The sequence below is a fragment of the Streptomyces sp. NPDC028308 genome, from assembly GCF_055565855.1.
Genome location: NZ_JBVHTO010000007.1, coordinates 369,525 through 394,009 on the forward strand (window position 1 = coordinate 369,525; position 24,485 = coordinate 394,009).

The following is a 24,485-nucleotide window of genomic DNA, read 5'->3' on the forward strand; positions in this document are numbered from 1 at the left end:
TCCTGGCCACCGGTGTCCGTGGCCCCGCCCGGGCGGGGCCCGGCGGCGTCCTCGGCCTCACGTACGGATGCCGCGGTCCGTGCGCTCACGATCTCACCAGCCCCTGCCCGTTCCCGCCGAGCGCGAGGTACACGTCCTCCAGGCTCGGCGTGGCCAGCGTGAAGTCGTCCAGGGCGGCGAAGGCGGCGCCCCCGGTGACCGTGGCGACGGCCGCGCGGGCCTCCTCGGGCGCGAGCCGCAGCGTCCAGCGGCGGCCGGACTCGACGGCGCGGTCGCGCAGCGCGGCGACCTCGGGGACCTCGAGCGGGGCGCTCTGCCGCCAGACGAGATCGACCCGCACCTCCCCGGCGACCTGCTCCTTCAGCCCGGCCGGGGTGTCGCAGGCGATGACCCGGCCCCGGTCGAGGACGGCGACCCGGTCGAGCACCGTCTCGGCCTCGATGACGTTGTGGGTGACCAGCAGGACGGTCGTGCCGTGCTCGGCGCGGCGCCGGTCGACGGCGGCCCACACGGCGCGGCGGGCGACGGGGTCCATGCCGGTGGTGGGCTCGTCCAGGACGAGCAGCGGCCGCCGGCCCACCAGGGCGGCGGCGAAGCAGGCCAGCCGCCGCTGTCCGCCGGAGAGCTTGCGCAGCGGGCGGGAGGCGAGGGGGGCGAGGCCGAGCTCGTCCAGGACGGCGTCCCGTTCGGCGCGCGCCTGCCGCAGTTCGAGGCCGCGCAGCCGCCCGGTCGTCTCCGCGGCGAGGGACACGGTCAGGTCGTCGAGGGCGGTGGACTCCTGCCCGAGGTACGCGAGGATGCGCGCCGCCCGCTCCGGGTGGCGCACGATGTCGTGCCCGAGGATCTCGACGCTGCCGCTGTCGGGCCGCATCAGCCCGGTCAGCTGGCGTACGAGGGTGGACTTGCCGGCGCCGTTGGGCCCGAGGAGTCCGAAGATCTCCCCGCGCCGGATGTCGAGGCGCACCTCGTCGTTGGCCCGCACCTCGGGTGTCGCGGGGCTGCCGCGCCGTCCGCGCACCGCCGGGTAGGTCTTCGTCAGGCCCCGCACGGCACACACGACGGCACCACCGTGTCCCCTGCGGACTGACTGTGCCGTGCGCGTACTCACGAGGGACGAGCCTACGGGGTCCGATGCCCCGTTATGCGCCCGGGGCCGTGGCTCACTCCCCCGCGGGCGCGTGCTCGGCCGCCGTACGCACGTCGATCTCGCGCCAGAAGCCGGCCCGGATCGCGTACCGGTCGTGCTCGTCGATCTGGTCGTCCTTGTGGGCGAGGAGGCCGAAGCGGGCCGCGTACCGCAGCAGTTCCCCGTCCACCCGGTGCGGGACGCGGGGGTACATCGCCGAGAGCTTCTGCAGGTGGGACTGGTCGGTGAGCCGCGCCATCCACCGGCGCGCGAACACCTGCCCGACCTCGTACGGGTCGCCACCGACGGTGGTGATGTCCTCCTCGCGGTCCGCCCAGCGCTGCTCGGCGGAGGTGAGCTGGGCGAGGGTGGGCAGCGCGGCGGCCTCGGCGGGCTCCCCGCCGCCGCCCGGGCGCTCGACCCAGCCCTTGTCGGAGGACCAGCGCAGGGTCGCGGTCGTCGGGTGCTGGGCGGGCTGGGTGCCGGGACCGCGCAGGGCGGCCAGGTCCTTGGGGGTCGGGACGCCCTTGGGGGCGGGGACCCGCTCCTGCACGGTGTCGCGCGGCTCCTCCGCCGTGACGTGCTCGGCCCGCTCCTGGGAGCGTTCGGCAGCGGCGGCGAGCGCGGACTCGGGCAGCGGAGCGGAGAGGATGGCGGCGATCTCGGGCCGCGGCACGGGCGGCGGCGCGCAGATCCCGCCGACCTCCTTGGCGCGGACGGCCTTTGTGATCCAGACCCGGTCCAGCACGCGGCGCTCGTCCGCCTCGGCGACCAGGTCCTCCGACTGGTTGTAGTCGCCGTCCGCGGCCTGCACGGCCCACAGGTGGACGGCGACCCCGTGCTCCTTCGCGGCCATCATGCCGGGCAGCAGGTCCCCGTCGCCGGTGACCAGGACCACGTCGGAGCAGGCGCGGTTGCGGGCCAGCTCGGTCAGTTCGGCGTGCATGGCGGCGTCGACGCCCTTCTGCGCCCACCGCCCGTCGCTGCGGGTCAGCGCGCCCAGGCGCACCGTGACGCGGGGCATCACCCGGAGTCTGCGGTGCTCGGGCTGCGGTACGCGGTCGGGGGCGCCGTCGAACCAGTAGATGCGCAGCAGGGGCCGTTCCGTGTCGGACTCGGCGCGCTCGCGCAGCCCCTGGATGAGGGCGGCGTGGTCGACGGTGATCCGGGAGCGAGAGGGTTCCCCGGCGAGAAGACTGGCGGCAGCCCCGAGCAGGTACCCGGCGTCCACCAGGACGATGCAGCGGTCCACGGGTCCACCCTCTTTCCGGTTTCCGGGAGGTTTGCTTCGGGCCTGCTTCGAGTCTGCCCGACGGCGCGAAGGTTAACGGCCCGAACTCGATCTTCGGCGTGGCGCAGCGGTGTATCGGTCCTCCACTGCGCTTGTCACGCACGGTGATTGTCCGACATGCGCGGGTTGTCGGCCCGTGTGAATCTGGTTCCGGCCCTGGCCCCTAGACCCCCTTCAGGAGGCAGATCCCCATGGCCAAGAACAAGAACCGCAAGCAGGGCGCCGCCCAGGACCGCTCCACGCAGCCCGACCAGGCTCCGGAGCACACGCGTTCCACCGCCACCGAGGCAGCGCAGCTGGCTCAGGTGCAGGGCAGCCCCGCCGACGTCGCCCGCAAGCACCAGAAGCGCTTCGGCCACAACTGAGGCGGGCGCCGGGGCTGTTGAAGCCCGAGCACACATCGAGGGGCGCACCCGCCTGTGGGTGCGCCCCTCGCCGCGTCCGTCCCGCCGCCTCTCGCGGCGCCGCCCCCCGGTGGGTCAGCCGGCCAGGCAGGACGGTCCGAGCAGCACCTTCAGGTCGCCGAACAGGGCGGGATCGGGCTTCACCCGGTGCCGGTCGAGCCGCAGCACGGTCGTCTTGCGGGGGCCCTGGAGCTTGATGCGGACCTCGCTGTCGCCCTTGTGGTGACTGAGGATCTCGCCGAGCCGGCTGACCATGGGCGGGGTGACCTTCACGGCCGGGATGGTCAGGATGACGGGCGCGTTGGTGCCCGCGTTCGACAGGTCGGGGACCATCAGCTCCATCGCGACGAGCCGCGGCACGTCCTCGCGCTTGTCGAGGCGTCCCTTGACGAACACCACGGCGTCCTCGACCAGTTGGGTCGACACCAGCTGGTACGTCGCCGGGAAGAACATGCACTCGATGGAGCCCGCGAGGTCCTCCACCGTCGCGATGGCCCAGGCGTTGCCCTGCTTGGTCATCTTGCGCTGGAGACCGGAGATGATGCCGCCGATGGTCACCACGGCGCCGTCCGCGTGCTCGCCGCCGGTGAGCTGGGAGATGCCCGCGTCCGCCTTGTCGGACAGGACGTGCTCCAGTCCGAAGAGCGGGTGGTCGGAGACGTAGAGGCCGAGCATCTCCCGCTCCTGGGCGAGGAGATAGGTCTTGTCCCACTCGTCGGTCGTGAACTCGACGTCGAGTCCGAAGCCCGGCTCGTCCGCGGCGTCGTCGCCCATCCCGCCGAAGAGGTCGAACTGCCCCTCGGCCTCCTTGCGCTTGACCTGCACCACGTTGTCGATCATCGGTTCGTACTGCGCGGTGAGGCCCTTGCGGGTGTGCCCCATCGTGTCGAACGCGCCCGCCTTGATCAGCGACTCGGTGGTGCGCTTGTTGCAGGCGACCGCCTCGACCTTGTCGAGGTAGTCGGGGAAGGACGTGTACTTCCCCTTGGCCTTGCGGCCGCGGATGATCGCCTCGACCACGTTCGTGCCGACGTTGCGGACGGCGGAGAGGCCGAAGAGGATCACGTCGTCGCCCTGGGCGGCGAAGTTGTGCTCGGACTCGTTCACGTTGGGCGGCAGGACCTTGATGCCCATGCGCCGGCACTCGTTCAGGTAGACGGCCGACTTGTCCTTGTCGTCCTTCACCGAGGTCAGCAGGGCCGCCATGTACTCGGCCGGGTAGTTGGCCTTGAGGAAGGCGGTCCAGTAGGTGACCAGGCCGTACGCGGAGGAGTGCGCCTTGTTGAACGCGTAGCCGGCGAAGGGCACCAGGACGTCCCACAGGGCCTGGATCGCCTCGTCCGAGAAGCCGTTCTTCTTGGCGCCGGCCTGGAAGATCGTGAAGTTCTTCGCCAGTTCCTCGGGCTTCTTCTTGCCCATCACGCGGCGCAGGATGTCGGCCTCGCCGAGCGAGTACCCGGCGATGATCTGGGCGGCCTTCTGCACCTGCTCCTGGTAGACGATGAGGCCGTAGGTCAGGCCCAGCGTCTCCTTCAGGGGCTCTTCGAGCTCCGGGTGGATCGGGGTGATCTCCTGGCGCCCGTTCTTGCGCTCGGCGTAGTTGATGTGCGAGTTCATGCCCATCGGGCCGGGCCGGTACAGGGCCGAGACGGCGGAGATGTCCTCGAAGTTGTCGGGCTGCATCTGGCGCAGCAGCGAGCGCATCGGGCCGCCGTCGAACTGGAACACGCCGAGGGTGTCGCCGCGGCAGAGCATCTCGTAGGTCTTGGGGTCGTCCAGCGGGACCTCGAGGAGCTCCAGCTTGACGCCCTTGTTGGCCTCCACCATCTTGACGGCGTCGTCCATGATGGTCAGGTTGCGCAGGCCCAGGAAGTCCATCTTGAGCAGGCCGAGCGACTCGCACTGGGGGTAGTCCCACTGCGTGATGGTGACGCCGTCGGTGTGCCGCACCCAGATCGGGGCGTGGTCCACGATGGGCTCGCTGGACATGATCACGCCGGCCGCGTGCACGCCCATCTGCCGGACCAGTCCCTCGACGCCCTTGGCGGTGTCGATGACCTTCTTGACGTCCGGCTCGTTCTCGTACATCGCGCGGATCTCGCCGGCCTCGTTGTACCGCGGGTGCGAGGGGTCGGTGATGCCGTTCAGGTCGATGCCCTTGCCGAGGACGTCGGCGGGCATGGCCTTGGTGAGCCGGTCGCCCATCGCGTACGGGTAGCCCAGCACGCGCGCGGAGTCCTTGATGGCGTTCTTCGCCTTGATCTTGCCGTACGTGCCGATCATGGCGACCTTGTCGGCGCCGTACTTCTCGGTCACGTACCTGATCACCTCGACGCGCCTGCGCTCGTCGAAGTCGATGTCGACGTCGGGCATGGAGACGCGCTCGGGGTTGAGGAACCGCTCGAAGATCAGCCCGTGCTCGATCGGGTCGAGGTCGGTGATGCCCATGGCGTAGGCGACGATCGAGCCGGCCGCGGAGCCTCGGCCGGGGCCGACCGCGATGCCGTTCTTCTTGGCCCACATGATGAAGTCGGCGACGACGAGGAAGTACCCCGGGAACCCCATCTGGATGATGACGTCCATCTCGTACTCCGCCTGCTTCTGGCGGTCCTCGGGCACCCCGCCCGGGTAGCGGCGGTTCATGCCGACCCGGACCTCCTCCTGGAACCAGGTGACCTCGGTGTAGCCCTCCGGGATGTCGAACTTCGGCATGAGGTTCTTGGCCTCGAACATGCCGCTGGTGTCGATCTGTTCGGCGACCAGGAGGGTGTTGGCGCAGCCCTCCTGCCAGGCGTCCGAGGAGTCGATGGCGTACATCTCGTCCGTGGACTTCAGGTAGTAGCCGGTGCCGTCGAAGCGGAAGCGGTCGGGGTCCGAGAGGTTCTTGCCGGTCTGGATGCACAGCAGCGCGTCGTGGGCGGTCGCCTCGTGCGCGTACGTGTAGTGCGAGTCGTTGGTGACCAGGGGCGGGATGCCGAGCTTGCGGCCGATCTCCAGCAGGCCGTCACGGACCCGGCGCTCGATCTCGATGCCGTGGTCCATCAGCTCCAGGAAGTAGCGGTCCTTGCCGAAGATCTCCTGGTACTCGGCGGCCGACTTCAGTGCCTCGTCGAACTGGCCGAGGCGCAGCCGGGTCTGCAGCTCGCCGGACGGGCAGCCGGTGGACGCGATGAGCCCCTCGGACCACTGGGAGATGGTCTCCTTGTCCATGCGCGGCCACTTCTGCAGCCAGCCCTCGGCGTACGCGTCCGAGGAGAGCCTGAAGAGGTTGTGCAGGCCCGTCTTGTTCGCCGCCCAGATCGTCTTGTGCGTGTAACCACCCGAACCGGACACGTCGTCGCGCTTCTGGTGGGGCTGGCCCCACTGGATCTTGCGCTTGTTGCGCCGGGACTCCGGGGCGACGTACGCCTCGATGCCGATGATCGGGGTGACGCCCGCCTTCTGCGCCGTGTGGAAGAAGTCGTAGGCCCCGTGGAGGTTGCCGTGGTCGCTCATCGCGATGTGCGTCATGCCCATCTCGTTGCAGGCGGCGAACATGTCCTTGAGCCGCGCGGCACCGTCCAGCAGCGAGTACTGGGTGTGGACGTGCAGGTGCGTGAACGGCGGCTTTGACACGGCTTCGGCCTCCAGGAAGAACAGAAGAACACTCGTCGACAGGCTGCGGACAGTCTGGGGGGACAGCGTCGAAGTCTATGCCTCGGCACTGACACTCCGGGGGCTCTCCCCCGTACCTTCGTGCGGGGGACGCGGGCACTCCCGCGTACCTTCGTCCGTTGGAAGTGGACGGGGCCGTCCGTCCCCCAGAGGGCGGCGCGACCGTCCCCCATGTCACGCATCACCTGCACCAGGAGGCACCCAGCGATGTCGGTCCCGCAGCTCAGCGCCGAGCAACGCGGCGAGCAGATCCTCGCCGTCTTCGACACCGCCTTCGGCGAGCTCCTGGCCGCCGACCCGGCCGCGTTCCGCGTGAAGTTCCGCAAGATGGCGGCCAGCGCCTTCGCGTTCTACCGGGGCACGGCCTGCCTCTTCTACCACGACCTGGACGCGGAGAAGCGGGGCGGCCCGTACCTGGACGACCGCACCTCGCGGGTGTGGATCCACGGCGACCTGCACGCCGAGAACTTCGGCACGTACATGGACGCCCAGGGCCGCCTGATCTTCAACGTGAACGACTTCGACGAGGCCTACGTCGGACCCTTCACCTGGGACCTCAAGCGCTTCGCCGCCTCCGTGGCGCTGATCGGCTACGCGAAGGCGCTGAGCGACGAGCAGATCACCGAGCTGGTCAGGGTCTACGCCACCGCCTACCGCGAGCGCGTCCGCGCCCTGTCCACGGGCGCGAAGAGCGACGAGGTGCCCCCCTTCACGCTGGACACCGCCGAGGGCCCGCTGCTGGGCGCCCTGCGCCTGGCGCGTTCGCTGACCCGCTTCGGGCTGCTGGACTCGATGACGGAGATCCGCGACTTCGAGCGCCGCTTCGCCGAGGGTGGCGGCTCGGTCGAGCTGGACGCGGCCACCCGCTACAAGGTGCTCGCCGCCTTCGACGGCTACCTGGAGACGCTCCCGGAGTCCTCCCTGTCCCGCCCCGACTCCTACCGGGTGAAGGACGTCGTGGGCCGGCGCGGCATCGGCATCGGCTCGGCCGGCCTGCCGTCGTACAACATCCTCCTGGAGGGCAACAGCGACGCCCTGGAGAACGACGTCGTGATCTACATCAAGCAGGCGCAGACCCCGGCCGTGTCCCGGCACATCACGGACGCCTCGATCCGTGACTACTTCCAGCACGAGGGCCACCGCACGGTCATCTCGCAGCGCGCCCTTCAGGCGCACGCCGACCCGTGGCTGGGCTGGACCGAGCTGGACGGGGCGGGCCAGCTGGTCGCCGAGGTCTCGCCGTACGCGGTCGACCTCGACTGGGGCGACATCGACGACCCGGAGGAGATCGCGGCGGTCGTCGCGGACCTCGGGCGTGCCACGGCGACGATGCACGCGGCGGCGGACGACGAGAGCGGCCACTCGGACCTGGTGCCGTTCTCCACGGAGCGCGCCATCGACGCGGCGATCGCCGCCGACGAGGACGGTTTCGCGGACCTCCTGGTGGACTTCGCGCACGACTACGGCGCACGCGCGCGTGCCGACCACCAGATCTTCGTGGACCTCTTCCGCAACGGCCGGATCCCCGGCCTGTAGCCCTCCGCCCCGGCCGCGGGACCCGCGGCCGGTCCGGGCCGCCGCCGCGCGGGACGCCGTACAACGCTCCCGTAACGCACAGGAACCCTTTAGGGGGCCCTTACGGCGGCCCGTGGGACACTCTCCAGCGCTATGGACATATCCGGGACCCAGCTCAGAGCCCTTCGGGCGGCTCTGTTCACGGCAGTCGTCGTGACGCTCTCGACCGCGTCGCACGTGCTGCTGTCCCGGGCTCCGCTGCCCCTGAGCACCGTGGCGGCAATCACCGGCGCCGTCTTCGCCGTCGCGTACGCGCTGGCGGGCCGCGAGCGCGGCTTCGGCCGGATCGCGGTCCTGCTGATCCCCCTGGAACTGGCCGCCGACACGGTGTTCACCACCGGCCAGCACGTCTGCTACGGCCGGGCCGGCGGACCGGTCACCGGCCCGCTGCGCTCCGTCGGCCTCGACGTGCTGTGCGGCGGCGGTGAGGTCGGCACCCCGCTGGCCCGCGTGACCGCCGGGCACGGCGACGGCGCGGCGGCCCTGCTGGCGCACGCCGACCCGGGCGCCGCCTGGCTGCTCCTCGGCGCCCACGTCGGCGTCGGGCTGCTCGCGGCCGCCTGGCTGCGGCGCGGCGAGCGGGCCCTGGCCCAGCTGCTGCGCGCGGTCGGCGCCGCCACCTTCCGGCCGCTGTCGCTCGCCGTCGCCTCCGTCGGCGTGCCGCTCGCCCCGGCCCGCCGGCTGGCGCGCCCCGTCCGCCGGACCGGCGCCGCCCGGACCCTGCTGTTCGTGCACTCCCTGGGACGGCGTGGACCGCCCCGCTCGGCCCTTCCCGCCTGAGCGGGAACCGGCGAACATCCCGAGCACCAGCAGTCCCCCCTACCTGTCGCGCGCACGACGTGTGCGCGTCCCCCATGGAGATCACCACTATGAGCAAGCGGAACAGCCAGGCGTCGAAGATGGCGGCCCGTGAGCGGCTGCGCCAGGAGCGCGAGCGCGAGGCCCGGCGCACCAAGGTCAAGCGGCAGGTCGTCGTGGCCTGTTCGGTCGTCGGCGTCCTCGCGATAGCCGGCGGCATCGGGTACACCGTCGTGCAGAACAACAAGCCCGGCTACTGGGAGGCGGCCAAGGACGACAGGCTGGTCAAGCCCGCCCACACGACCGGCGCCAAGGGCACGACCGTCGTCATCGGCAAGAGCGACGCCGCGAAGACGCTGGAGATGTACGAGGACCCGCGCTGCCCGATCTGCGCGAGCTTCGAGCAGACGGTCGGCTCGACCGTCGACAAGGACGTCGCGGACGGCAAGTACAAGATCCGGTACATCGGGGCCACGTTCATCGACAACAACGCCCAGGGCGAGGGGTCGAAGAACGCCCTGAGCGCCATGGGCGCCGCCCTGAACGTCAGCACGGACGCGTTCCTGGAGTACAAGACCGCCCTCTACTCGGCGAAGTACCACCCCGAGGAGTCGGACGACAAGTTCAAGGACGACGCCTACCTGATCAAGGTCGCGGACACGGTCGACGCTCTGAAGGGCAACAAGGAGTTCCGGAAGGCGGTCGAGGACGGCACCTACGACCGCTGGGCGCTCGACATGTCCGAGACGTTCGACAAGAGCGGGGTCTCCGCGACCCCGACGCTGAAGATGGACGGCAAGGCAGTGGTCGGCTCGGACGGCAAGACCGCGCCGATGACCGTGGCCGAGTACCGGACGGCGATCGACAAGGCGCTCAAGGGCTGACGGGCGCCGGCCGGCGGGTCCCGGGGGCCGCCGGCCGGAAACCTGACGGTCCGGCAGCCGAAGAGCGGGCGAACTTTCCGCGGTTCGCCCGCTCAGACGCCGTACCGGTCAGTAATCTGATCGTCCGTGACCAGTCGATACAGATCCACCGAGCCGCAACACCCCGTGGGCGCCGCCGAGTTGCGCGCCCCCCGCCGCCGTACGGTCGTCAAGGCCGCGGCCGCCACCGCCGTCCTCGGCGCTCCGCTCGCCGCCGCAGTCCCGGCCCGCGCCGCCGCCGAGACCCCGGCCTTCCTGCACGGCGTCGCCTCCGGCGATCCGCTGCCCGACGGGATCCTGCTGTGGACCCGGGTGACGCCCACGTCCGAGGCGATACCCGGTTCAGGGCTCGGCCCCGACGTCGAGGTGTCCTGGACCGTCGCCGAGGACCGGTCGTTCGGCACCGTCGTCGCCAAGGGCTCCACCACCGCGTCGGCCGCCTCCGACCACACGGTCAAGGCCGACATCCGCGGCCTGGCGCCGGCCACCGACTACTGGTTCCGCTTCTCCTGCGGCGGCACCGACTCGCCCGCCGCCCGCACCCGCACCGCCCCGGCCCACGACGCCGCCGTGTCCGGGATGCGCTTCGGCGTGGTCTCCTGCGCCAACTGGGAGGCCGGTTTCTTCTCGCCGTACCGCCACCTCGCCGCGCGCGGCGACCTGGACGCCTGGCTGCACCTGGGCGACTACATCTACGAGTACAAGTCCGGCGAGTACGCGACGCGGGGCACGGTCGTCCGGCCGCACGCCCCGGCGCACGAGATCGTCACCCTGGCCGACTACCGCGTCCGGCACGGGCGTTACAAGACCGACCCGGACCTCCAGGCCTTGCACCACACGGCGCCGGTCGTCGCGATCTGGGACGACCACGAGTTCGCCGACAACGCGTGGTCGGGCGGCGCGGTGAACCACACCGAGGGCGCCGAGGGCGCCTGGTCCGCCCGCCAACGGGCCGCGAAGCAGGCGTACTTCGAGTGGATGCCGGTCCGCCCGGCGATCGAGGGCACCACCTACCGCCGGCTGCGCTTCGGCAAGCTGGCCGATCTCTCACTGCTGGACCTGCGCTCCTTCCGCTCCCAGCAGGCGTCCACGGGCAGCGGTTCGGTGGACGACCCGGACCGTACGCTCACGGGCCGGGCGCAGCTCGACTGGCTCAAGGCGGGTCTGCAGAGCTCGGACACCACCTGGCGGCTGGTCGGCAACTCGGTGATGATCTCGCCGTTCGCGGTGGGCGCCCTGCCCGCCGATCTGCTCAAGCCGCTCGCCAAGCTGCTCGGGCTGCCGCAGGAGGGCATCGCCCTCAACACCGACCAGTGGGACGGGTACACGGACGACCGCCGGGAGATCCTCGCCCACCTGCGCTCCCACGCGATCCGCAACACCGTCTTCCTGACCGGCGACATCCACATGGCCTGGGCCAACGACGTGCCGGTCGACGCGGGCACGTATCCACTGTCGCCCTCGGCGGCCACGGAGTTCGTCGTCACCTCGGTCACCTCGGACAATCTCGACGACATCGTGAAGGTGCCCGAGGGGACCGTCTCCACGGTGGCCTCGCCGCTGATCCGGGCCGCCAACCGGCACGTCCACTGGGTCGACACGGACCGCCACGGCTACGGCGTCCTGGACCTCACCGCGGACCGCGCGCAGATGGACTACTACGTGCTCTCCGACCGCCGGGACCCGGACGCGACCTCGTCCTGGGCGCGTTCGTACCGCACGCGCAGCGGTACGCAGAAGATCGAGCGGGTGTACGCGCCGGTGCGCTAGCGCGACGGCGAGGTGTACGAGGGGCGACTTTCGGCCACCTGCGCAACGGCTGAGCCCTGTTAACGGAAGATCACGCCACTACGGCGGGTGGTGCCGAGCACGGTCCGAATCCGGACACACCACCCGCCGTGGTTACCGCGCCCATTACGTCTACATCTCAAACTTCGGACGGGGACCGAATTTCTTCCCCCAATTGCCCTTGTTTGCCTGACGTTTGATTGGGCCTAAAGGATTCTCTTCAAGATTCATCATGTCCACGTAATCTCCCGGCGGCGGCCAGAAAGGCCCTCCCCACCGCATCCGCTAGGAGTCAGCATGCGTGCGCTTGCCCGAATATCCCCCCATCTGCGCAGACGCCTTCTCGGCACGGCCGTCGTGGCCGGAACCCTCATGCTCGCTCCGCTCTCCGCCCCCACCGGCCTCGCGGCGGCCAAGACTCCGGCCGCCGACTGCGCCGACGACGTGAGCTCCCTCGCCCGCGAGGCCCGCCCCAAGGCCGGCGAGCACCGGGCCGAGCCGAACGAGCTCACCCAGGCCAAGGCCCAGGCCATGGACGCCGATCTGCACAAGAAGCTCGACAAGCTGCGCGCGAGCGGCCAGAGCCTGTCCGCGGCGGCCGCGTCGACCACCATCCCGGTGTACTTCCACGTCATCCACGACGGCGCCACCGGGCAGCTCAGCTCGGCCCAGATCAGCAGCCAGCTCAGCGTCCTGAACGCCGCGTACGCGGGCCAGGGCACCGGCAACACCGACTCGGGCTACCAGTTCACGCTGGCCGGAACCGACTACACGGACAACGCGTCCTGGTACAACCTGAGTTCGGGCTCGACCGCGGAGAAGGCGATGAAGTCCGCCCTCCGCAAGGGCGGCGCCAACGCCCTCAACATCTACACCGCCAACCTCGGCGGCGGGCTGCTCGGCTGGGCCACCTTCCCCAGCTCCTACAAGACCAGCCCCTCCATGGACGGTGTCGTCGTCCTCGACGCGTCGCTGCCCGGCGGCTCGGCCACCAACTACGACGAGGGCGACACCGCCACGCACGAGGTCGGCCACTGGATGGGGCTGTACCACACCTTCCAGGGCGGCTGCAACGGCAACGGCGACTACGTCACCGACACCCCGGCCGAGAAGAGCGCCGCGTTCGAGTGCCCGACCGGACGCGACACCTGCACCAACAAGACGGGCGTCGACCCGATCCACAACTTCATGGACTACACGTACGACGCGTGCATGTACCAGTTCACCGCCGGCCAGGTGACGCGCATGCAGCAGAGCTGGGCCGCGTACCGGGCCGCCGGCTGAGCCGCGTAGCCCCCTGAACCGGACACGACCCTAGAGCGAGTCGAGGAAGCCGAGCGCCACCCGCCAGGTGGCCTCGGCCGCCTCCGCGTCGAAGTCCGGCAGGTCCGGGTCGGTGTAGAGGTGCCCGGCGCCGGCGTAGCGGTAGATCTCGACGTCGGCGCCGGTGCGCTGCATCTGGAGGTACCAGGCGCTGAGCCAGTCGTCCGTCTCGAAGGCGTCGGGCTCGGCGACGTGCAGCTGGACCGGCAGCTCGTCGACCGAGGCGCTCTCCGCGATGTCCGAGGTGCCGTGCAGGAGCAGCAGCCCGCGGGCCTTGTCGTCGCCGAGGGCCAGGGTCTGCGCGACCGAGGCGCCGAAGGAGAAGCCCGCGTACACCAGTCCCCGCTCCGAGTAGGGCGCGGCGGCCAGGATCGCGCGCTTGAGCAGCTCGTCCTTGCCGATCCCGTCCTTGAAGGCCATGCCCTCCTCGACGGTCTCGAAGGTCCGGCCCTCGAAGAGATCGGGGGTCCACACCTCGTGTCCCGCCGCGCGCAGCCGCTCCGCCGCCGCTCGCACCGCGGGGCGCAGCCCGTAGGCCGAGTGAAAGAGCATGATGTTCATGAGGCCATGGTGCCAGCCCGCACCCACAGTGACGGACCGGCCCGTACCCGGAACCGGACATAGATCACAGGTTGAGGTGGGCCCGTCCCGGTTAGGCGCGCAGGCATGGAGAACGTACTGCGCCCGCTGATCGTCGTCGGCGGCTCGGTCGTCCTCACTCTGGTCGTCGGCTGGGCCGTCGACCAGTTGTTGCGACGAACCGACGCCCGCCACCACGAGACCCCGATGTGGGGCCTGCTGCGCCGCGGCCGTGTCCCCTTCCAGCTCGTCCTGTGCTCCGCCCTGCTCAGAGGGGCCTACGACGAGGTGTCGCTGTTCCGGGACCACCGCGTCGGCATAGGCCGCGCCCTGACCCTGGTCCTCATCGGTGCGACCGCCTGGCTGGTGGTGCGCATCGCCGCGGCGATCGTCCAGACCTCGTACTCGCGCTACGCCAACGCCCACCGCGACCCCGCCCGGGTCCGCCGGGTGCGCACGCAGGTGTCGCTGATCCAGCGGGTGGTCACCGCGATCGTCGGGGTGATGGCGGTCAGCGCGATGCTGCTCACGTTCCCGGCGATGCGGGCGGCCGGCGCCTCGCTGCTGGCCTCTGCGGGCATCCTCGGCATCGTCGCCGGTGTCGCCGCCCAGTCCACCCTCAGCAACCTCTTCGCCGGTCTGCAGATCGCCTTCGGCGACATGGTCCGCCTCGGTGACACGGTCGTGGTGGACGGCGAGTGGGGCGTGGTCGACGAGATCACGCTCACGTTCCTGACGGTACGGACCTGGGACGAGCGCCGGATCACGATGCCCGTGTCGTACTTCACGTCGAAGCCGTTCGAGAACTGGTCGCGCGGCAGCTCCCAGATGACCGGCATCGTCTTCTTCCACCTCGACCACACCGCTCCCGTGCCGCTGATGCGCGAGAAGCTGCGCGACATCCTGCGGGAGTGCCCCGCCTGGGACGGCCGTGACTGGGGCCTCGCGGTGACCGACACCACGCCCAGCACCCTGCAGGTCCGCGCCCTGGCGACCGCGAAGGACGCGGACGACATCTGGACCGTACGGGTCACGGTGCGCGAGCAGATGATCCGCTGGCTGACGCAGGAGCACCCGTACGCGCTGCCCCGGGTCAACACCGCCGACGCCGTGCTGCTGCCGAGCCGCCGCAACGGCCGCTCGCCCTTCGACGGCGCGCCCCGGCGCGTCCACGAGACACCGCGCACCGGACGCGGCTGAACCCACGCCGCGAGGCGGACGCCCGCGGGAATGCGAAACGGCGGGGCCCGGCGACCACGTGAGGTGGCCGCCGGGCCCCGCCGCACATCCGCCGGGTGCCGCTCAGTGGCCGCGTTCCGCCCCGCCGTTGACCTGGATCACCTGGGCGGTCACGTGCCCGGCGGCCGGCGACGCCAGCCAGTGCAGGGTCGACGCGACGTCACCGGGCGTACCCACGCGGCCCGTCGAGGTCTCCGCCACGAGCCGCGCCCGCCGCTCCGCGTCGAGACCGGTGCCGAAGAACTCGGTGTCCTCCACGTAGCCGGGCGCCACCACGTTGACCGTGACGCCGCGCGGTCCCAGCTCCCTGGCCAGGGCGAACGCGTACGGATGCAGCGCCGCCTTGGACGCCGCGTACGCCGCGGCGCCCGACCCCCGGTAGGCGGCGATGGAGCTCAGGAAGAGCACCCTCCCGCCGGGCGAGGCGAGCCGGTCCCGCAGCGCCTCGGTCAGCAGCGCGGCGGTCAGGGTGTTGAGCCGGAAGTTGACGCTCCAGGTGCGCGCGAGCGCCTCCAGCGGGTCCTCGTCGGGCGCCGTCTCGCGGCTGCCGTTGCCGCCGGCGCTGTGCACCAGCACGTCCACGGTGCCGAGTTCGGACGCGACGAAGGCGGCGGCCTCGCGTACGTCCTCGGGGTCGCTGAGGTCCGCCGCGAAGGCCAGCGCCCCGGGTACGGCCGCCCGCTCCAGCACGTCGCCCCGGCGGCCGAGCAGCAGGACCCGGTCCCCGTCCGCTGCGAACGCCTGCGCCGCCGCCAGCCCGATCCCCTTACCGCCGCCGCTGATCACCACGTTGCGTGCCATGCGCCGATCGTACAAAGGCCGTTGGGGCGCGCGCCGGTCCCGCGGCCGCCGGCCGCGCGCCGGAACAGCGTCAGCGCAGACTGCGCACGTCCAGATGGCGCAGCACCCGGTCCACGATCTCCGGGTCCGCCCCCGGTTCGCTGCGCGCGGAGAGCACCTCGTGCCGGGCCGCGCTCATCATCTCCGCCTGGATGCGCCGGACCCGCCTGATCCGCCGGGCCCGCTGCTCGTGCGCCTCGCGCCGCTCGTCGTCGCCCAGCTCGGGGCTGATCCGCAGCCCGATGTCGAAGGCCCGGCGCAGCAACTGCTCGGACAGCTCCTCCGGCAGTTCCTCCACCTCCTCGATCTCCTTCAGCCTGCGCTTGGCGGCCTTGGCCGCGCGGATCGCCAGGCCCTTCTCGAACTCCTTCTCACTGTCGACGTCGGGGCGCACGCCGAGCTTCCTGACCAGGAACGGGAGGGTGAGGCCCTGGAGGACGAGCGTCGCCATGATCACCCCGAAGGCGATGAAGATGATCTCGTCCCGGTTCGGGAACGGCGAGCCGTCGTCCATCTTCAGCGGGATCGCCAGCGCCAGGGCCACCGAGGCCACGCCCCGCATCCCCGCCCACCACATCACCACGGTCTCGCGCCAGGAGGTCGGGATGTCCTCGTCGTAGTCCCGCTTCGCGTGCAGGCGCTGGGTCAGCCAGGTCGCCGGCAGCAGCCAGGCCAGCCGGACGAGGACGACCACGAGGACGACGGCCCCGGCCCAGCCGAGCATCTCGCCCCAGTGCCCCTCGGCGGTCCTGATGGCGTTGTGCAGCTCCAGCCCGATGAGCCCGAAGGCGACGCCGGTGACCAGGGTGTCCACCACGTCCCAGAAGGTGTGCCCGGCGAGCCTCGTCATCACGTCGTCGGCGTCGGTGGAGTACTCGGCCAGGAAGAGCGCCGTGGTCAGCACGGCCAGCACCCCGGAGCCGTGGAGTTCCTCCGCGAGGACGTAGGAGGCGTACGGCACCAGCAGGGTCAGGCCGATCTGCAGGGTGGGGTCGCCGAGCAGGTCCATGAGTTTGTTGGCGCCCCAGCCCAGCGCGACGCCGATGACGAGGGCGACGACGGCGGACAGCAGGAAGTCGAGGGCGGCGCCCGGCAGGGAGAACGTCCCGCTGACGGCGGCGGCGATGGCGACGTGGTAGAGCACGATGGCCGTCACGTCGTTGAACAGGCCCTCGCCCTCCAGGATCGACACCAGCCGGCGGGGCAGCCCGAGCTGTCCCGCGACGGCGGTCGCCGCCACCGGGTCGGGCGGCGCGACCAGGGCGCCGAGCGCGACGGCGGCGGCGACCGGCAGACCCGGCACGATCGCGCCGGCGACGGCCGCCACCACCGCCGTCGTGACGAAGACGAGCGCGACGGCGAGCAGGAAGATCGGCCGCTTGTTGGCCGCGAACTGTCTCCACGAGGTCCGCCGCACGGCCGCGTACAGCAGGGGCGGCAGCAGGGCGGGCAGGATCAGGTCCGGCGGGATGTCCACGTTCGGGACGAAGTCCAGCAGGGCCAGCACGATCCCGAGGAGTGTCATCAGGACCGGGGCGGGCAGCCTGAACCGGTCACCGACCGGGACACTCACGACGGCCCCGAGCAGCAGCACGAACAGCAGGGCCAACTGATCCACGGTCTCAGCGCTCCGACGGTCTAGACGATCAAGAACTGCCAGACGTCCAGCGTGCCACGCGCCGAATCCGAACGCCGCGACGGCGGGCCCCCGGGAGCGCCGCACGCCACCGGCAGGACCGGACGAGCGCCCCGCGCTACAGGGACCGCCGCATCGACCGGTGCGGAATTCCCGCGTCGGGGAACTCCGGGCCGTACGCCACGTAGCCGAGCCGCTCGTAGAACCCGAGGGCATGGGTCTGCGCGTGCAGGTCCACCGCGGCCAGTCCACGCCCGCGTGCCGCGTCCTCGATGGCGCGCACCAGCGCGGCACCGACACCGAGTCCGCGCGCCTCCCGCTTCACCGCGAGGCGGCCGAGGGATCCGACGGCCGGGTCGCCGCCGGTCCTGGCCGCGGCCTCCTCGCCGTACAGGAGCCGCCCGGTGCCCAGCGGCACACCGTCGTCGCGCACCGCGAGCACGTGCAGGGCGCCGCCCGCGTCGTACGCGTCGTACTCCACGTCCTGGGGGACTCCCTGCTCGACGACGAAGACCTCCTTGCGGACCGCGAAGCACGCCTCACGGTCGGCGGTGTCCTCGGCGACGCGCAGCACGTAGCCCTCGCTCATGCGTTGCTTTCCTCACGCACCTTGTCCAGCGCCTGCTGGAGGTCCTGCGGGTACTCGCTCCCGAACTCCACCCACTGGCCGTCGCCGGGGTGCTCGAAGCCGAGGCGCACGGCGTGCAGCCACTGCCGGGTGAGCCCGAGGCGCTTGGCGAGGGTCGGGTCCGCGCCGTAGGTCAGGTCGCCGACGCAGGGGTGGCGGTGGGCGGCCATGTGGACGCGGATCTGGTGGGTGCGGCCGGTCTCCAGCTTGACGTCGAGGAGCGACGCCGCGCGGAACGCCTCCACCAGGTCGTAGTGCGTGACGGAGGGCTTGCCCTCGGCGGTCACCGCCCACTTGTAGTCGTGGTTCGGGTGCCGTCCGATGGGGGCGTCGATGGTGCCGCTCGTCGGGTCCGGGTGGCCCTGGACCAGCGTGTGGTAGCGCTTGTCGACCGTGCGCTCCTTGAACTGGCGCTTGAGCGAGGTGTACGCGTACTCCGACTTGGCGACCACCATCAGGCCCGAGGTGCCCACGTCGAGCCGGTGCACGATGCCCTGGCGCTCGGCGGCGCCCGAGGTCGAGATCCGGTACCCGGCGGCGGCCAGGCCGCCGATCACGGTCGGCCCGGACCAGCCGGGGCTGGGGTGGGCGGCCACACCGACGGGCTTGACGATCACGAGCACGTCGTCGTCGTCGTGCACGATCTCCATGCCCTCGACGGGCTCGGCGACGACCTGCACGGGTGCGGGCGCCTGCGGCATCTCCACCTCGAGCCAGGCGCCGCCGTGCACCCGTTCGGACTTGCCGACCACCGTGCCGTCGACCAGCACCTTGCCTGCCGCGGCCAGCTCGGCCGCCTTCGTACGGGAGAAGCCGAACATGCGGGAGATGGCGGCGTCGACACGCTCGCCCTCCAGGCCGTCCGGCACGGGCAGGGTACGGATCTCGGGAATCGTGCTCACCCGTCGAGTATGCCGGACGGGCCCGGCACCCCCTGACCAGAACCCGAACGCCAGTGCCCGTGAACGGGGCCGTCAGTCCTTGTGGACGGTGCCGTCCGGGTCCAGCCCGCGGAAGGACAGCAGCACGATCAGGATGCCGCCGCAGACGATCGCCGAGTCCGCGAGGTTGAAGACGGCGAAGTGCTTGGGGGCGATGAAGTCGACGACCGCGCCCTCGAAGACGCCGGGCGCCCGGAAGATCCGGTCGGTCAGGTTGCCCAGCGCGCCGCCCAGCAGCAGGCCGAGCGCGATCGCCCACGGCAGGCTGTAGAGCTTGCGCGCGAGCCGGGCGATGACCACGATCACGGCGGCCGCGATCACGGTGAAGATGATGGTGAAGGCCTCACCGAAGCCGAAGGCCGCGCCCGCGTTGCGGATCGCCTCGAACCTGAGCCAGTCCCCGACGATCTCGATCGGCGCGTGGTGCTCCAGCTTCGCCACCACGAGCATCTTGCTCACGAGGTCGAGGGCGTAGGCCAGCGCGGCGACCGTGAACAGCACGGCGATGCGCCGCCCGCCCCTGGGTCGCGCGGGCGCGTCCGACGGCCCCTCGGAGCCCGGGCGCTCGGCCGGCGCCGTGTCCCCTTCGGGCTGGTCCGGCTCGGCCCCCGACGCGTCTGGGGTTTCCGGCGTACCGATGATGCGCTCCGCCTCTGCCACGTGAGTCCCTCAACCTAGGTGCCTGACTGAGGACGAGAGTACGGCACGGGCCCCGGCGGCCACGTGCTCAGGAGGCCCCTGAGGCCCCGGCGGCGGCCGATCCGGGACCGGCCCGGGGCCCGGTCCGTGGCCGGCCCCGAGCGACCCGGCGGCGCGCGCCGGACGCGGCGCCGGGAACCCGTCACCGGCCGGTCAGTAACGGCGCTCCTGCTTCTGCTTGCACTCCACGCACAGGGTGGCGCGCGGGAAGGCCTGCATACGGGCCTTCCCGATGGGCTCGCCGCAGTTCTCGCACAGGCCGTACGTGCCCGCTTCGAGGCGGAGCAGGGCACGCTCGGTCTGGTCGAGCATCTCGCGCGCGTTGGCCGCGAGGGACATCTCGTGCTCGCGGGTGATGTTCTTGGTGCCGGTGTCGGCCTCGTCGTCGCCGGCGCCGTCACCGGAGTCCCGCATCAGGCCGGCCAGTGCCTCCTCGGAGGCGGTGATCTCGGCGCCCAGCCGGACCGCCTCGGACGCCAGCTCCGCGCGTGCCTCCTCGACCTCCTCGGGAGTCCAGGGGTCCTCGCCCGGGCGCACCGCGAGCTCGCCGGGTTCCGCCGCCGCGAGCCGCGCCTTGGGAACCGCGCTGGGATTCTTCGCCGCCGTGGCCGTGCCAGGGGTCTTCTTCGCAACCACCGTCGTGGCTCCCGTCTTCTTCGCGGCCTCGGCCGCGCCCTCGGCCGCGGAGGCGGCCGCCTTGTCGGTTGTGCTGCTCCTGCCGGCCGCGCTCCTCGCGCCGGCCCTCCTGGTGGTGCCGTTGTTCCCGGCGCCCGGCGTCGCGGCGTCCTTCGCCGGGCCCCGCCCGTCCGCCTCGTGCTCCGCGCCGCTCCCGCCCCCGGCCGCCCGCGCCTTCCTGGCCGGGGCCTTCTTCGCCGGCGTCTTCGCCCGCGCCGTCCTGCCGCCTTCCGCCGCCTCCGCCGGAGCCGCCTCGGGCCCGGCGGTCCGTGCCGCGCCCGCGTCCTTCCCGGCGGCGGACTTCCCGCCGGCCGTCTTCGCGGCGGACGCCTTCCCGGCAACCTTCCGCGCGGCCGACGTCTTCCCGCCCGCCGTCCCGGCGGCCCGCTTCCTCCCGGCCGCCGTCTTCGCGCCGGGCGCCTCCCCGGCGGGGGCGTCCTCGGCGGAGATCTTCGCGGAAGCCGGTCGCGCGGCCGACGCCGTGGTCCCCCGGGCCCGCCCCCCGGTCTGCTTCCCGCCCTCCATGTCCTTGGCCGCCGGACCCGTGGATCTGCCGGACGCCGACTGCTGTACGGCGGTCTTTTTCGCCACCATGGCCGCGGCCCCTTCACATATTGTGATCTTGCTCGCGAATCGTGCTGGGACGATAAATCGACTTCAGGCCCGCGGCAACGGGGCACGCCAACGATTCGCCCGCCCCACGCGTGTCGCGCGGCGAGCCTGCAAGCGTTGTGCCCAGCTCCCCGCCGGGTAATCCGCCGAGTACGGCGTCCCGCGATCCGGACCCGGGGACCGCGCCATTCGGGTCAGCCCGCAGGCCGGCGCGGTGCCGGCGGGCGCCCGCCGGGGACCCCGGGAAACCGGTCGGCCGCGGTCCCCGGGGCGCCGTACACTGGGCGGAGCGAGAAGCGTGGATGGGGACGAGTAGCGGCGTAGGCGGCCAGGAGCGACCCGGGGGCGGTGGAAGCCCGGGGGCCAGCGCGACGTGAAGATCACCCCGGAGCCGCCGGAAGAACACCCCGCGTGGGGCCAGTAGACCCGGCATCGCGACCCCAATGAGGGGGCTCACCGGTGCACACCGCGCGCCGGAGGGCCAAGGAGGGTGGTACCGCGGGAGCGCGCCGCACACGGCGTGGGTTGCTACGGCAGCAGAGCTCTCGTCCCTCCGACGGAAGGCAGAAAGTCCGTTGGAGGAAGCTCGCCGATGACAGCGCCGACGTACCGCCAGGTGCCCGCCCAGGTCGACCTGCCCGCCCTCGAGCACGCCGTGCTCGACTTCTGGCGCGAGCAGAAGATCTTCGCCAAGAGCCTGGAGCAGTCCGAGGGCCGCCCCGAGTGGGTGTTCTACGAGGGCCCGCCCACCGCCAACGGCATGCCGGGCGCCCACCACATCGAGGCGCGCGTCTTCAAGGACGTGTTCCCCCGCTTCCGCACCATGCGCGGCTACCACGTGGCCCGCAAGGCCGGCTGGGACTGCCACGGCCTCCCCGTCGAGATCGCGGTGGAGAAGGAACTCGGCTTCGACGGCAAGAAGGACATCGAGGCGTACGGCATCGCCGAGTTCAACGCCAAGTGCCGCGAGTCGGTGACCCGCCACACGGACGCCTTCACCGAGCTCACGAACCGCATGGGCTACTGGGTCGACCTCGACGACGCCTACCGCACGATGGACCCCGAGTACGTGGAGTCCGTCTGGTGGTCGCTGAAGGAGATCTTCAACAAGGGCCTGCTGGTCCAGGACTACCGCGTCGCCCCGTGGTGCCCGCGCGACGAGACGGGTCTGTCGGACCACGAGCTGGCGCAGGGCTACGAGACGATCGTCGACCCGTCCGTGTACGTCCGTTTCCCGCTCACCTCCGGTCCGCTCGCCGGCGAGGCCGCGCTCCTGGTGTGGACGACGACCCCCTGGACGCTGGTCTCCAACACGGCGGTCGCCGCGCACCCCGGCGTCACGTACGTCGTCGCGACGAACGGCGAGGAGAAGCTCGTCGTCGCCGAGCCGCTCGTCGAGAAGGCGCTCGGTGAGGGCTGGGAGACCACGGGACAGACCTTCACCGGCGCCGAGATGGAGCGCTGGACCTATCAACGTCCGTTCGAGCTCGTCGAGTTCCCGGAGCCGGCCCACTACGTGGTCAACGCCGAGTACGTGACGACCGAGGACGGTACGGGTCTGGTCCACCAGTCCCCCGCCTTCGGTGAGGACGACCTCAAGGTCTGCCGGGCGTACGGGCTCCCCGTCGTCAACCCGATCCGCCGGGACGGCACCTTCGAGGAGGAAGTGCCGCTCGTGGGCGGGATCTTCTTCAAGAAGGCCGACGAGAAGCTCACCGAGGACCTCCTCGGCCGCGGTCTGCTCTTCAAGCACGTCCCGTACGAGCACAGCTACCCGCACTGCTGGCGCTGCCACACGGCCCTGCTGTACTACGCGCAGCCGTCCTGGTACATCCGCACCACGGCCATCAAGGACCGTCTCCTCCAGGAGAACGAGAAGACCAACTGGTTCCCCGACTCGGTCAAGCACGGCCGCTTCGGCGACTGGCTGAACAACAACATCGACTGGGCGCTGTCCCGCAGCCGCTACTGGGGCACCCCGCTGCCGCTGTGGACGTGCGAGGAGGGCCACCTCACCTGCGTGGGCTCCCGCGCCGAGCTGACCGAGCTGACGGGCACCGACCAGTCGGGCCTGGACCCGCACCGCCCGTACATCGACGCGGTCACGTTCGCGTGCCCCGAGGACGGCTGCGGGCGCACCGCGACCCGCGTCCCGGAGGTCATCGACGCCTGGTACGACTCGGGTTCCATGCCGTTCGCGCAGTGGGGCTACCCGTACAAGAACAAGGAACTGTTCGAGAGCCGCTACCCGGCGCAGTTCATCAGCGAGGCCATCGACCAGACGCGCGGCTGGTTCTACACGCTGATGGCGGTCGGCACACTCGTCTTCGACAAGTCCAGCTACGAGAACGTCGTCTGCCTCGGCCACATCCTCGCCGAGGACGGCCGCAAGATGTCCAAGCACCTGGGCAACATCCTTCAGCCGATCCCGCTGATGGACCAGCACGGCGCCGACGCGGTCCGCTGGTTCATGGCCGCGGGCGGCTCGCCCTGGGCCGCCCGCCGGGTGGGCCACGGCACGATCCAGGAGGTCGTCCGCAAGACGCTCCTCACCTACTGGAACACGGTGGCCTTCCAGGCCCTGTACGCCCGCACCTCGGGCTGGGCCCCGAGCGAGGCCGACCCGGCACCGGCCGACCGCCCGGTCCTGGACCGCTGGCTGCTGTCCGAACTGCACGCGCTCACCGACCAGATGACCCAGGCCCTGGAGTCGTACGACACCCAGCGCGCCGGAAAGCTGCTGTCGGCGTTCGTCGACGACCTGTCCAACTGGTACGTGCGCCGCTCGCGCCGCCGCTTCTGGCAGGGCGACAAGGCGGCCCTGCGGACCCTGCACGAGGTCGTCGAGACCGTCACGCGCCTGATGGCCCCGCTGACCCCGTTCATCACCGAGCGGGTCTGGCAGGACCTGGTCGTCCCGGTCACCCCGGGCGCCCCGGAGTCGGTGCACCTGTCGTCCTGGCCGGAGGCGGACCTGTCCGCCGTCGACCCGGAGCTGTCCCGGCAGATGGTCCTGGTCCGCCGCCTGGTGGAGCTGGGCCGTGCCACGCGCGCGGAGTCGGGCGTCAAGACGCGCCAGCCGCTGTCCCGCGCGCTGATCGCCGCGACCGGCTTCGAGTCCCTCGACCCGGAGCTGCACACCCAGATCACGGACGAGCTGAACGTCACCTCCCTCGCCACGCTCTCCGAGGTCGGCGGCTCCCTGGTCGACACCACGGCCAAGGCGAACTTCCGCGCCCTCGGCAAGCGTTTCGGCAAGGGCGTCCAGGCGGTCGCCAAGGCCGTCGCGAACGCCGACGCGGCCGCCCTGTCCCTCGCCCTGCGCGAGGGCACGGCCTCCGTCGAGGTCGACGGCGAGACGGTCACCCTCGCCCCGGACGAGGTGATCATCACGGAGACCCCCCGCGAGGGCTGGTCGGTCGCCTCCGACTCGGGCGCGACGGTCGCCCTCGACCTGGAGATCACCGAGGAGCTGCGCCGGGCGGGCCTGGCCCGTGACGCGATCCGCCTGATCCAGGAGGCCCGCAAGAACAGCGGCCTCGACGTGGCCGACCGCATCGCCCTGCGCTGGACGGCGACGGACCCGGCCGTGATCGCGGCCCTGTCCGAGCACTCCGGCCTCATCGCCGACGAGGTCCTCGCCACGGACTTCAACCAGGGCGAGCCCGACGACACCTACGGCCCCGCCTTCACGGACGCCCCTCTGACCCTGACCTTCCACCTCCGCAAGGCGAACTGAGGCGACAGCGGCAGT

Annotated in this window: 18 protein-coding genes; 8 read left to right on the forward strand and 10 right to left on the reverse strand. The window is 71.5% G+C overall.

Annotated features, from left to right (window positions below; translation table 11 throughout):
• Positions 1-85: 85 nt before the first annotated feature.
• The gene (locus tag ACZ4VA_RS18465) at positions 86-1,057 is read right to left on the reverse strand and encodes an ABC transporter ATP-binding protein (RefSeq protein WP_356170257.1); all 972 of its coding nucleotides are present in this window, start codon (positions 1,055-1,057) and stop codon (positions 86-88) included.
• 103 nt (positions 1,058-1,160) lie between these two features.
• Entirely contained in the window at positions 1,161-2,378 is a 1,218-nt protein-coding gene (locus ACZ4VA_RS18470; protein ID WP_468082038.1) for an NYN domain-containing protein, read from the reverse strand.
• Positions 2,379-2,608: 230 nt separating this feature from the next.
• Between ACZ4VA_RS18470 and ACZ4VA_RS18475 the strand changes: the two genes are divergently transcribed.
• A complete protein-coding gene (locus ACZ4VA_RS18475) occupies positions 2,609-2,782 on the forward strand; it encodes a hypothetical protein (RefSeq protein ID WP_355785884.1) in 174 nt (57 codons plus the stop codon).
• Between the two features lie 114 nt (positions 2,783-2,896).
• On the opposite strand, the gene dnaE is transcribed toward ACZ4VA_RS18475, so the two are convergent.
• Positions 2,897-6,436 (reverse strand): DNA polymerase III subunit alpha, encoded by a 3,540-nt coding sequence (gene dnaE / locus ACZ4VA_RS18480; RefSeq protein WP_355785881.1) that lies wholly within the window; start codon positions 6,434-6,436, stop codon positions 2,897-2,899.
• A gap of 246 nt (positions 6,437-6,682) precedes the next feature.
• On the opposite strand from dnaE, the gene ACZ4VA_RS18485 reads away from it, so the two are divergent.
• The 5 genes from ACZ4VA_RS18485 to ACZ4VA_RS18505 all read left to right on the forward strand — a co-directional run bounded on the left by ACZ4VA_RS18485 (position 6,683) and on the right by ACZ4VA_RS18505 (position 12,843).
• Positions 6,683-8,011, forward strand: coding sequence for a DUF2252 domain-containing protein (locus ACZ4VA_RS18485; protein ID WP_355785878.1), 1,329 nt, complete (start codon positions 6,683-6,685; stop codon positions 8,009-8,011).
• Between the two features lie 132 nt (positions 8,012-8,143).
• On the forward strand, positions 8,144-8,830 hold the full coding sequence (locus ACZ4VA_RS18490; RefSeq protein ID WP_468082041.1) for a hypothetical protein: 687 nt from the start codon (positions 8,144-8,146) through the stop codon (positions 8,828-8,830).
• A gap of 89 nt (positions 8,831-8,919) precedes the next feature.
• Positions 8,920-9,732: a thioredoxin domain-containing protein gene (locus ACZ4VA_RS18495; protein ID WP_388905459.1), complete on the forward strand. Its 813-nt coding sequence runs from the start codon at positions 8,920-8,922 to the stop codon at positions 9,730-9,732.
• Positions 9,733-9,858: 126 nt separating this feature from the next.
• On the forward strand, positions 9,859-11,541 hold the full coding sequence (locus ACZ4VA_RS18500; RefSeq protein ID WP_356170242.1) for an alkaline phosphatase D family protein: 1,683 nt from the start codon (positions 9,859-9,861) through the stop codon (positions 11,539-11,541).
• A gap of 315 nt (positions 11,542-11,856) precedes the next feature.
• Positions 11,857-12,843, forward strand: coding sequence for a zinc metalloprotease (locus ACZ4VA_RS18505; protein ID WP_355790118.1), 987 nt, complete (start codon positions 11,857-11,859; stop codon positions 12,841-12,843).
• 30 nt (positions 12,844-12,873) lie between these two features.
• Here ACZ4VA_RS18505 and ACZ4VA_RS18510 read toward each other — a convergent pair whose 3' ends face one another.
• Positions 12,874-13,443, reverse strand: a complete 570-nt coding sequence (locus ACZ4VA_RS18510; RefSeq protein WP_355790115.1) for a dienelactone hydrolase family protein — start codon at positions 13,441-13,443, stop codon at positions 12,874-12,876.
• Between the two features lie 105 nt (positions 13,444-13,548).
• Here ACZ4VA_RS18510 and ACZ4VA_RS18515 point away from each other — a divergent pair, with 105 nt between their 5' ends.
• Positions 13,549-14,661, forward strand: a complete 1,113-nt coding sequence (locus ACZ4VA_RS18515) for a mechanosensitive ion channel family protein (RefSeq protein WP_356170238.1) — start codon at positions 13,549-13,551, stop codon at positions 14,659-14,661.
• A 102-nt stretch (positions 14,662-14,763) separates the two neighbouring features.
• On the opposite strand, the gene ACZ4VA_RS18520 is transcribed toward ACZ4VA_RS18515, so the two are convergent.
• The 6 genes from ACZ4VA_RS18520 to ACZ4VA_RS18545 all read right to left on the reverse strand — a co-directional run bounded on the left by ACZ4VA_RS18520 (position 14,764) and on the right by ACZ4VA_RS18545 (position 20,713).
• Positions 14,764-15,501 (reverse strand): SDR family NAD(P)-dependent oxidoreductase, encoded by a 738-nt coding sequence (locus ACZ4VA_RS18520; RefSeq protein WP_468082045.1) that lies wholly within the window; start codon positions 15,499-15,501, stop codon positions 14,764-14,766.
• A 70-nt stretch (positions 15,502-15,571) separates the two neighbouring features.
• Positions 15,572-17,158, reverse strand: coding sequence for a Na+/H+ antiporter (locus ACZ4VA_RS18525; protein ID WP_356170232.1), 1,587 nt, complete (start codon positions 17,156-17,158; stop codon positions 15,572-15,574).
• Between the two features lie 136 nt (positions 17,159-17,294).
• Positions 17,295-17,765 carry a GNAT family N-acetyltransferase gene (locus ACZ4VA_RS18530; protein WP_355794107.1) on the reverse strand — a complete coding sequence of 157 codons (471 nt, stop codon included), beginning with the start codon at positions 17,763-17,765 and terminating at the stop codon, positions 17,295-17,297.
• Complete coding sequence (locus tag ACZ4VA_RS18535; protein ID WP_355794106.1) at positions 17,762-18,706, reverse strand: RluA family pseudouridine synthase; 945 nt, start codon at positions 18,704-18,706, stop codon at positions 17,762-17,764. Before ACZ4VA_RS18535 ends, ACZ4VA_RS18530 begins: the two co-directional genes overlap by 4 nt.
• 72 nt (positions 18,707-18,778) lie before the next feature.
• Positions 18,779-19,405 (reverse strand): signal peptidase II, encoded by a 627-nt coding sequence (lspA, locus tag ACZ4VA_RS18540; protein ID WP_356170228.1) that lies wholly within the window; start codon positions 19,403-19,405, stop codon positions 18,779-18,781.
• Between the two features lie 192 nt (positions 19,406-19,597).
• Positions 19,598-20,713 (reverse strand): TraR/DksA C4-type zinc finger protein, encoded by a 1,116-nt coding sequence (locus ACZ4VA_RS18545; RefSeq protein ID WP_356170225.1) that lies wholly within the window; start codon positions 20,711-20,713, stop codon positions 19,598-19,600.
• A gap of 610 nt (positions 20,714-21,323) precedes the next feature.
• Here ACZ4VA_RS18545 and ileS point away from each other — a divergent pair.
• On the forward strand, positions 21,324-24,470 hold the full coding sequence (gene ileS, locus ACZ4VA_RS18550; protein WP_468082049.1) for an isoleucine--tRNA ligase: 3,147 nt from the start codon (positions 21,324-21,326) through the stop codon (positions 24,468-24,470).
• The last annotated feature ends 15 nt before the right edge of the window (positions 24,471-24,485 follow it).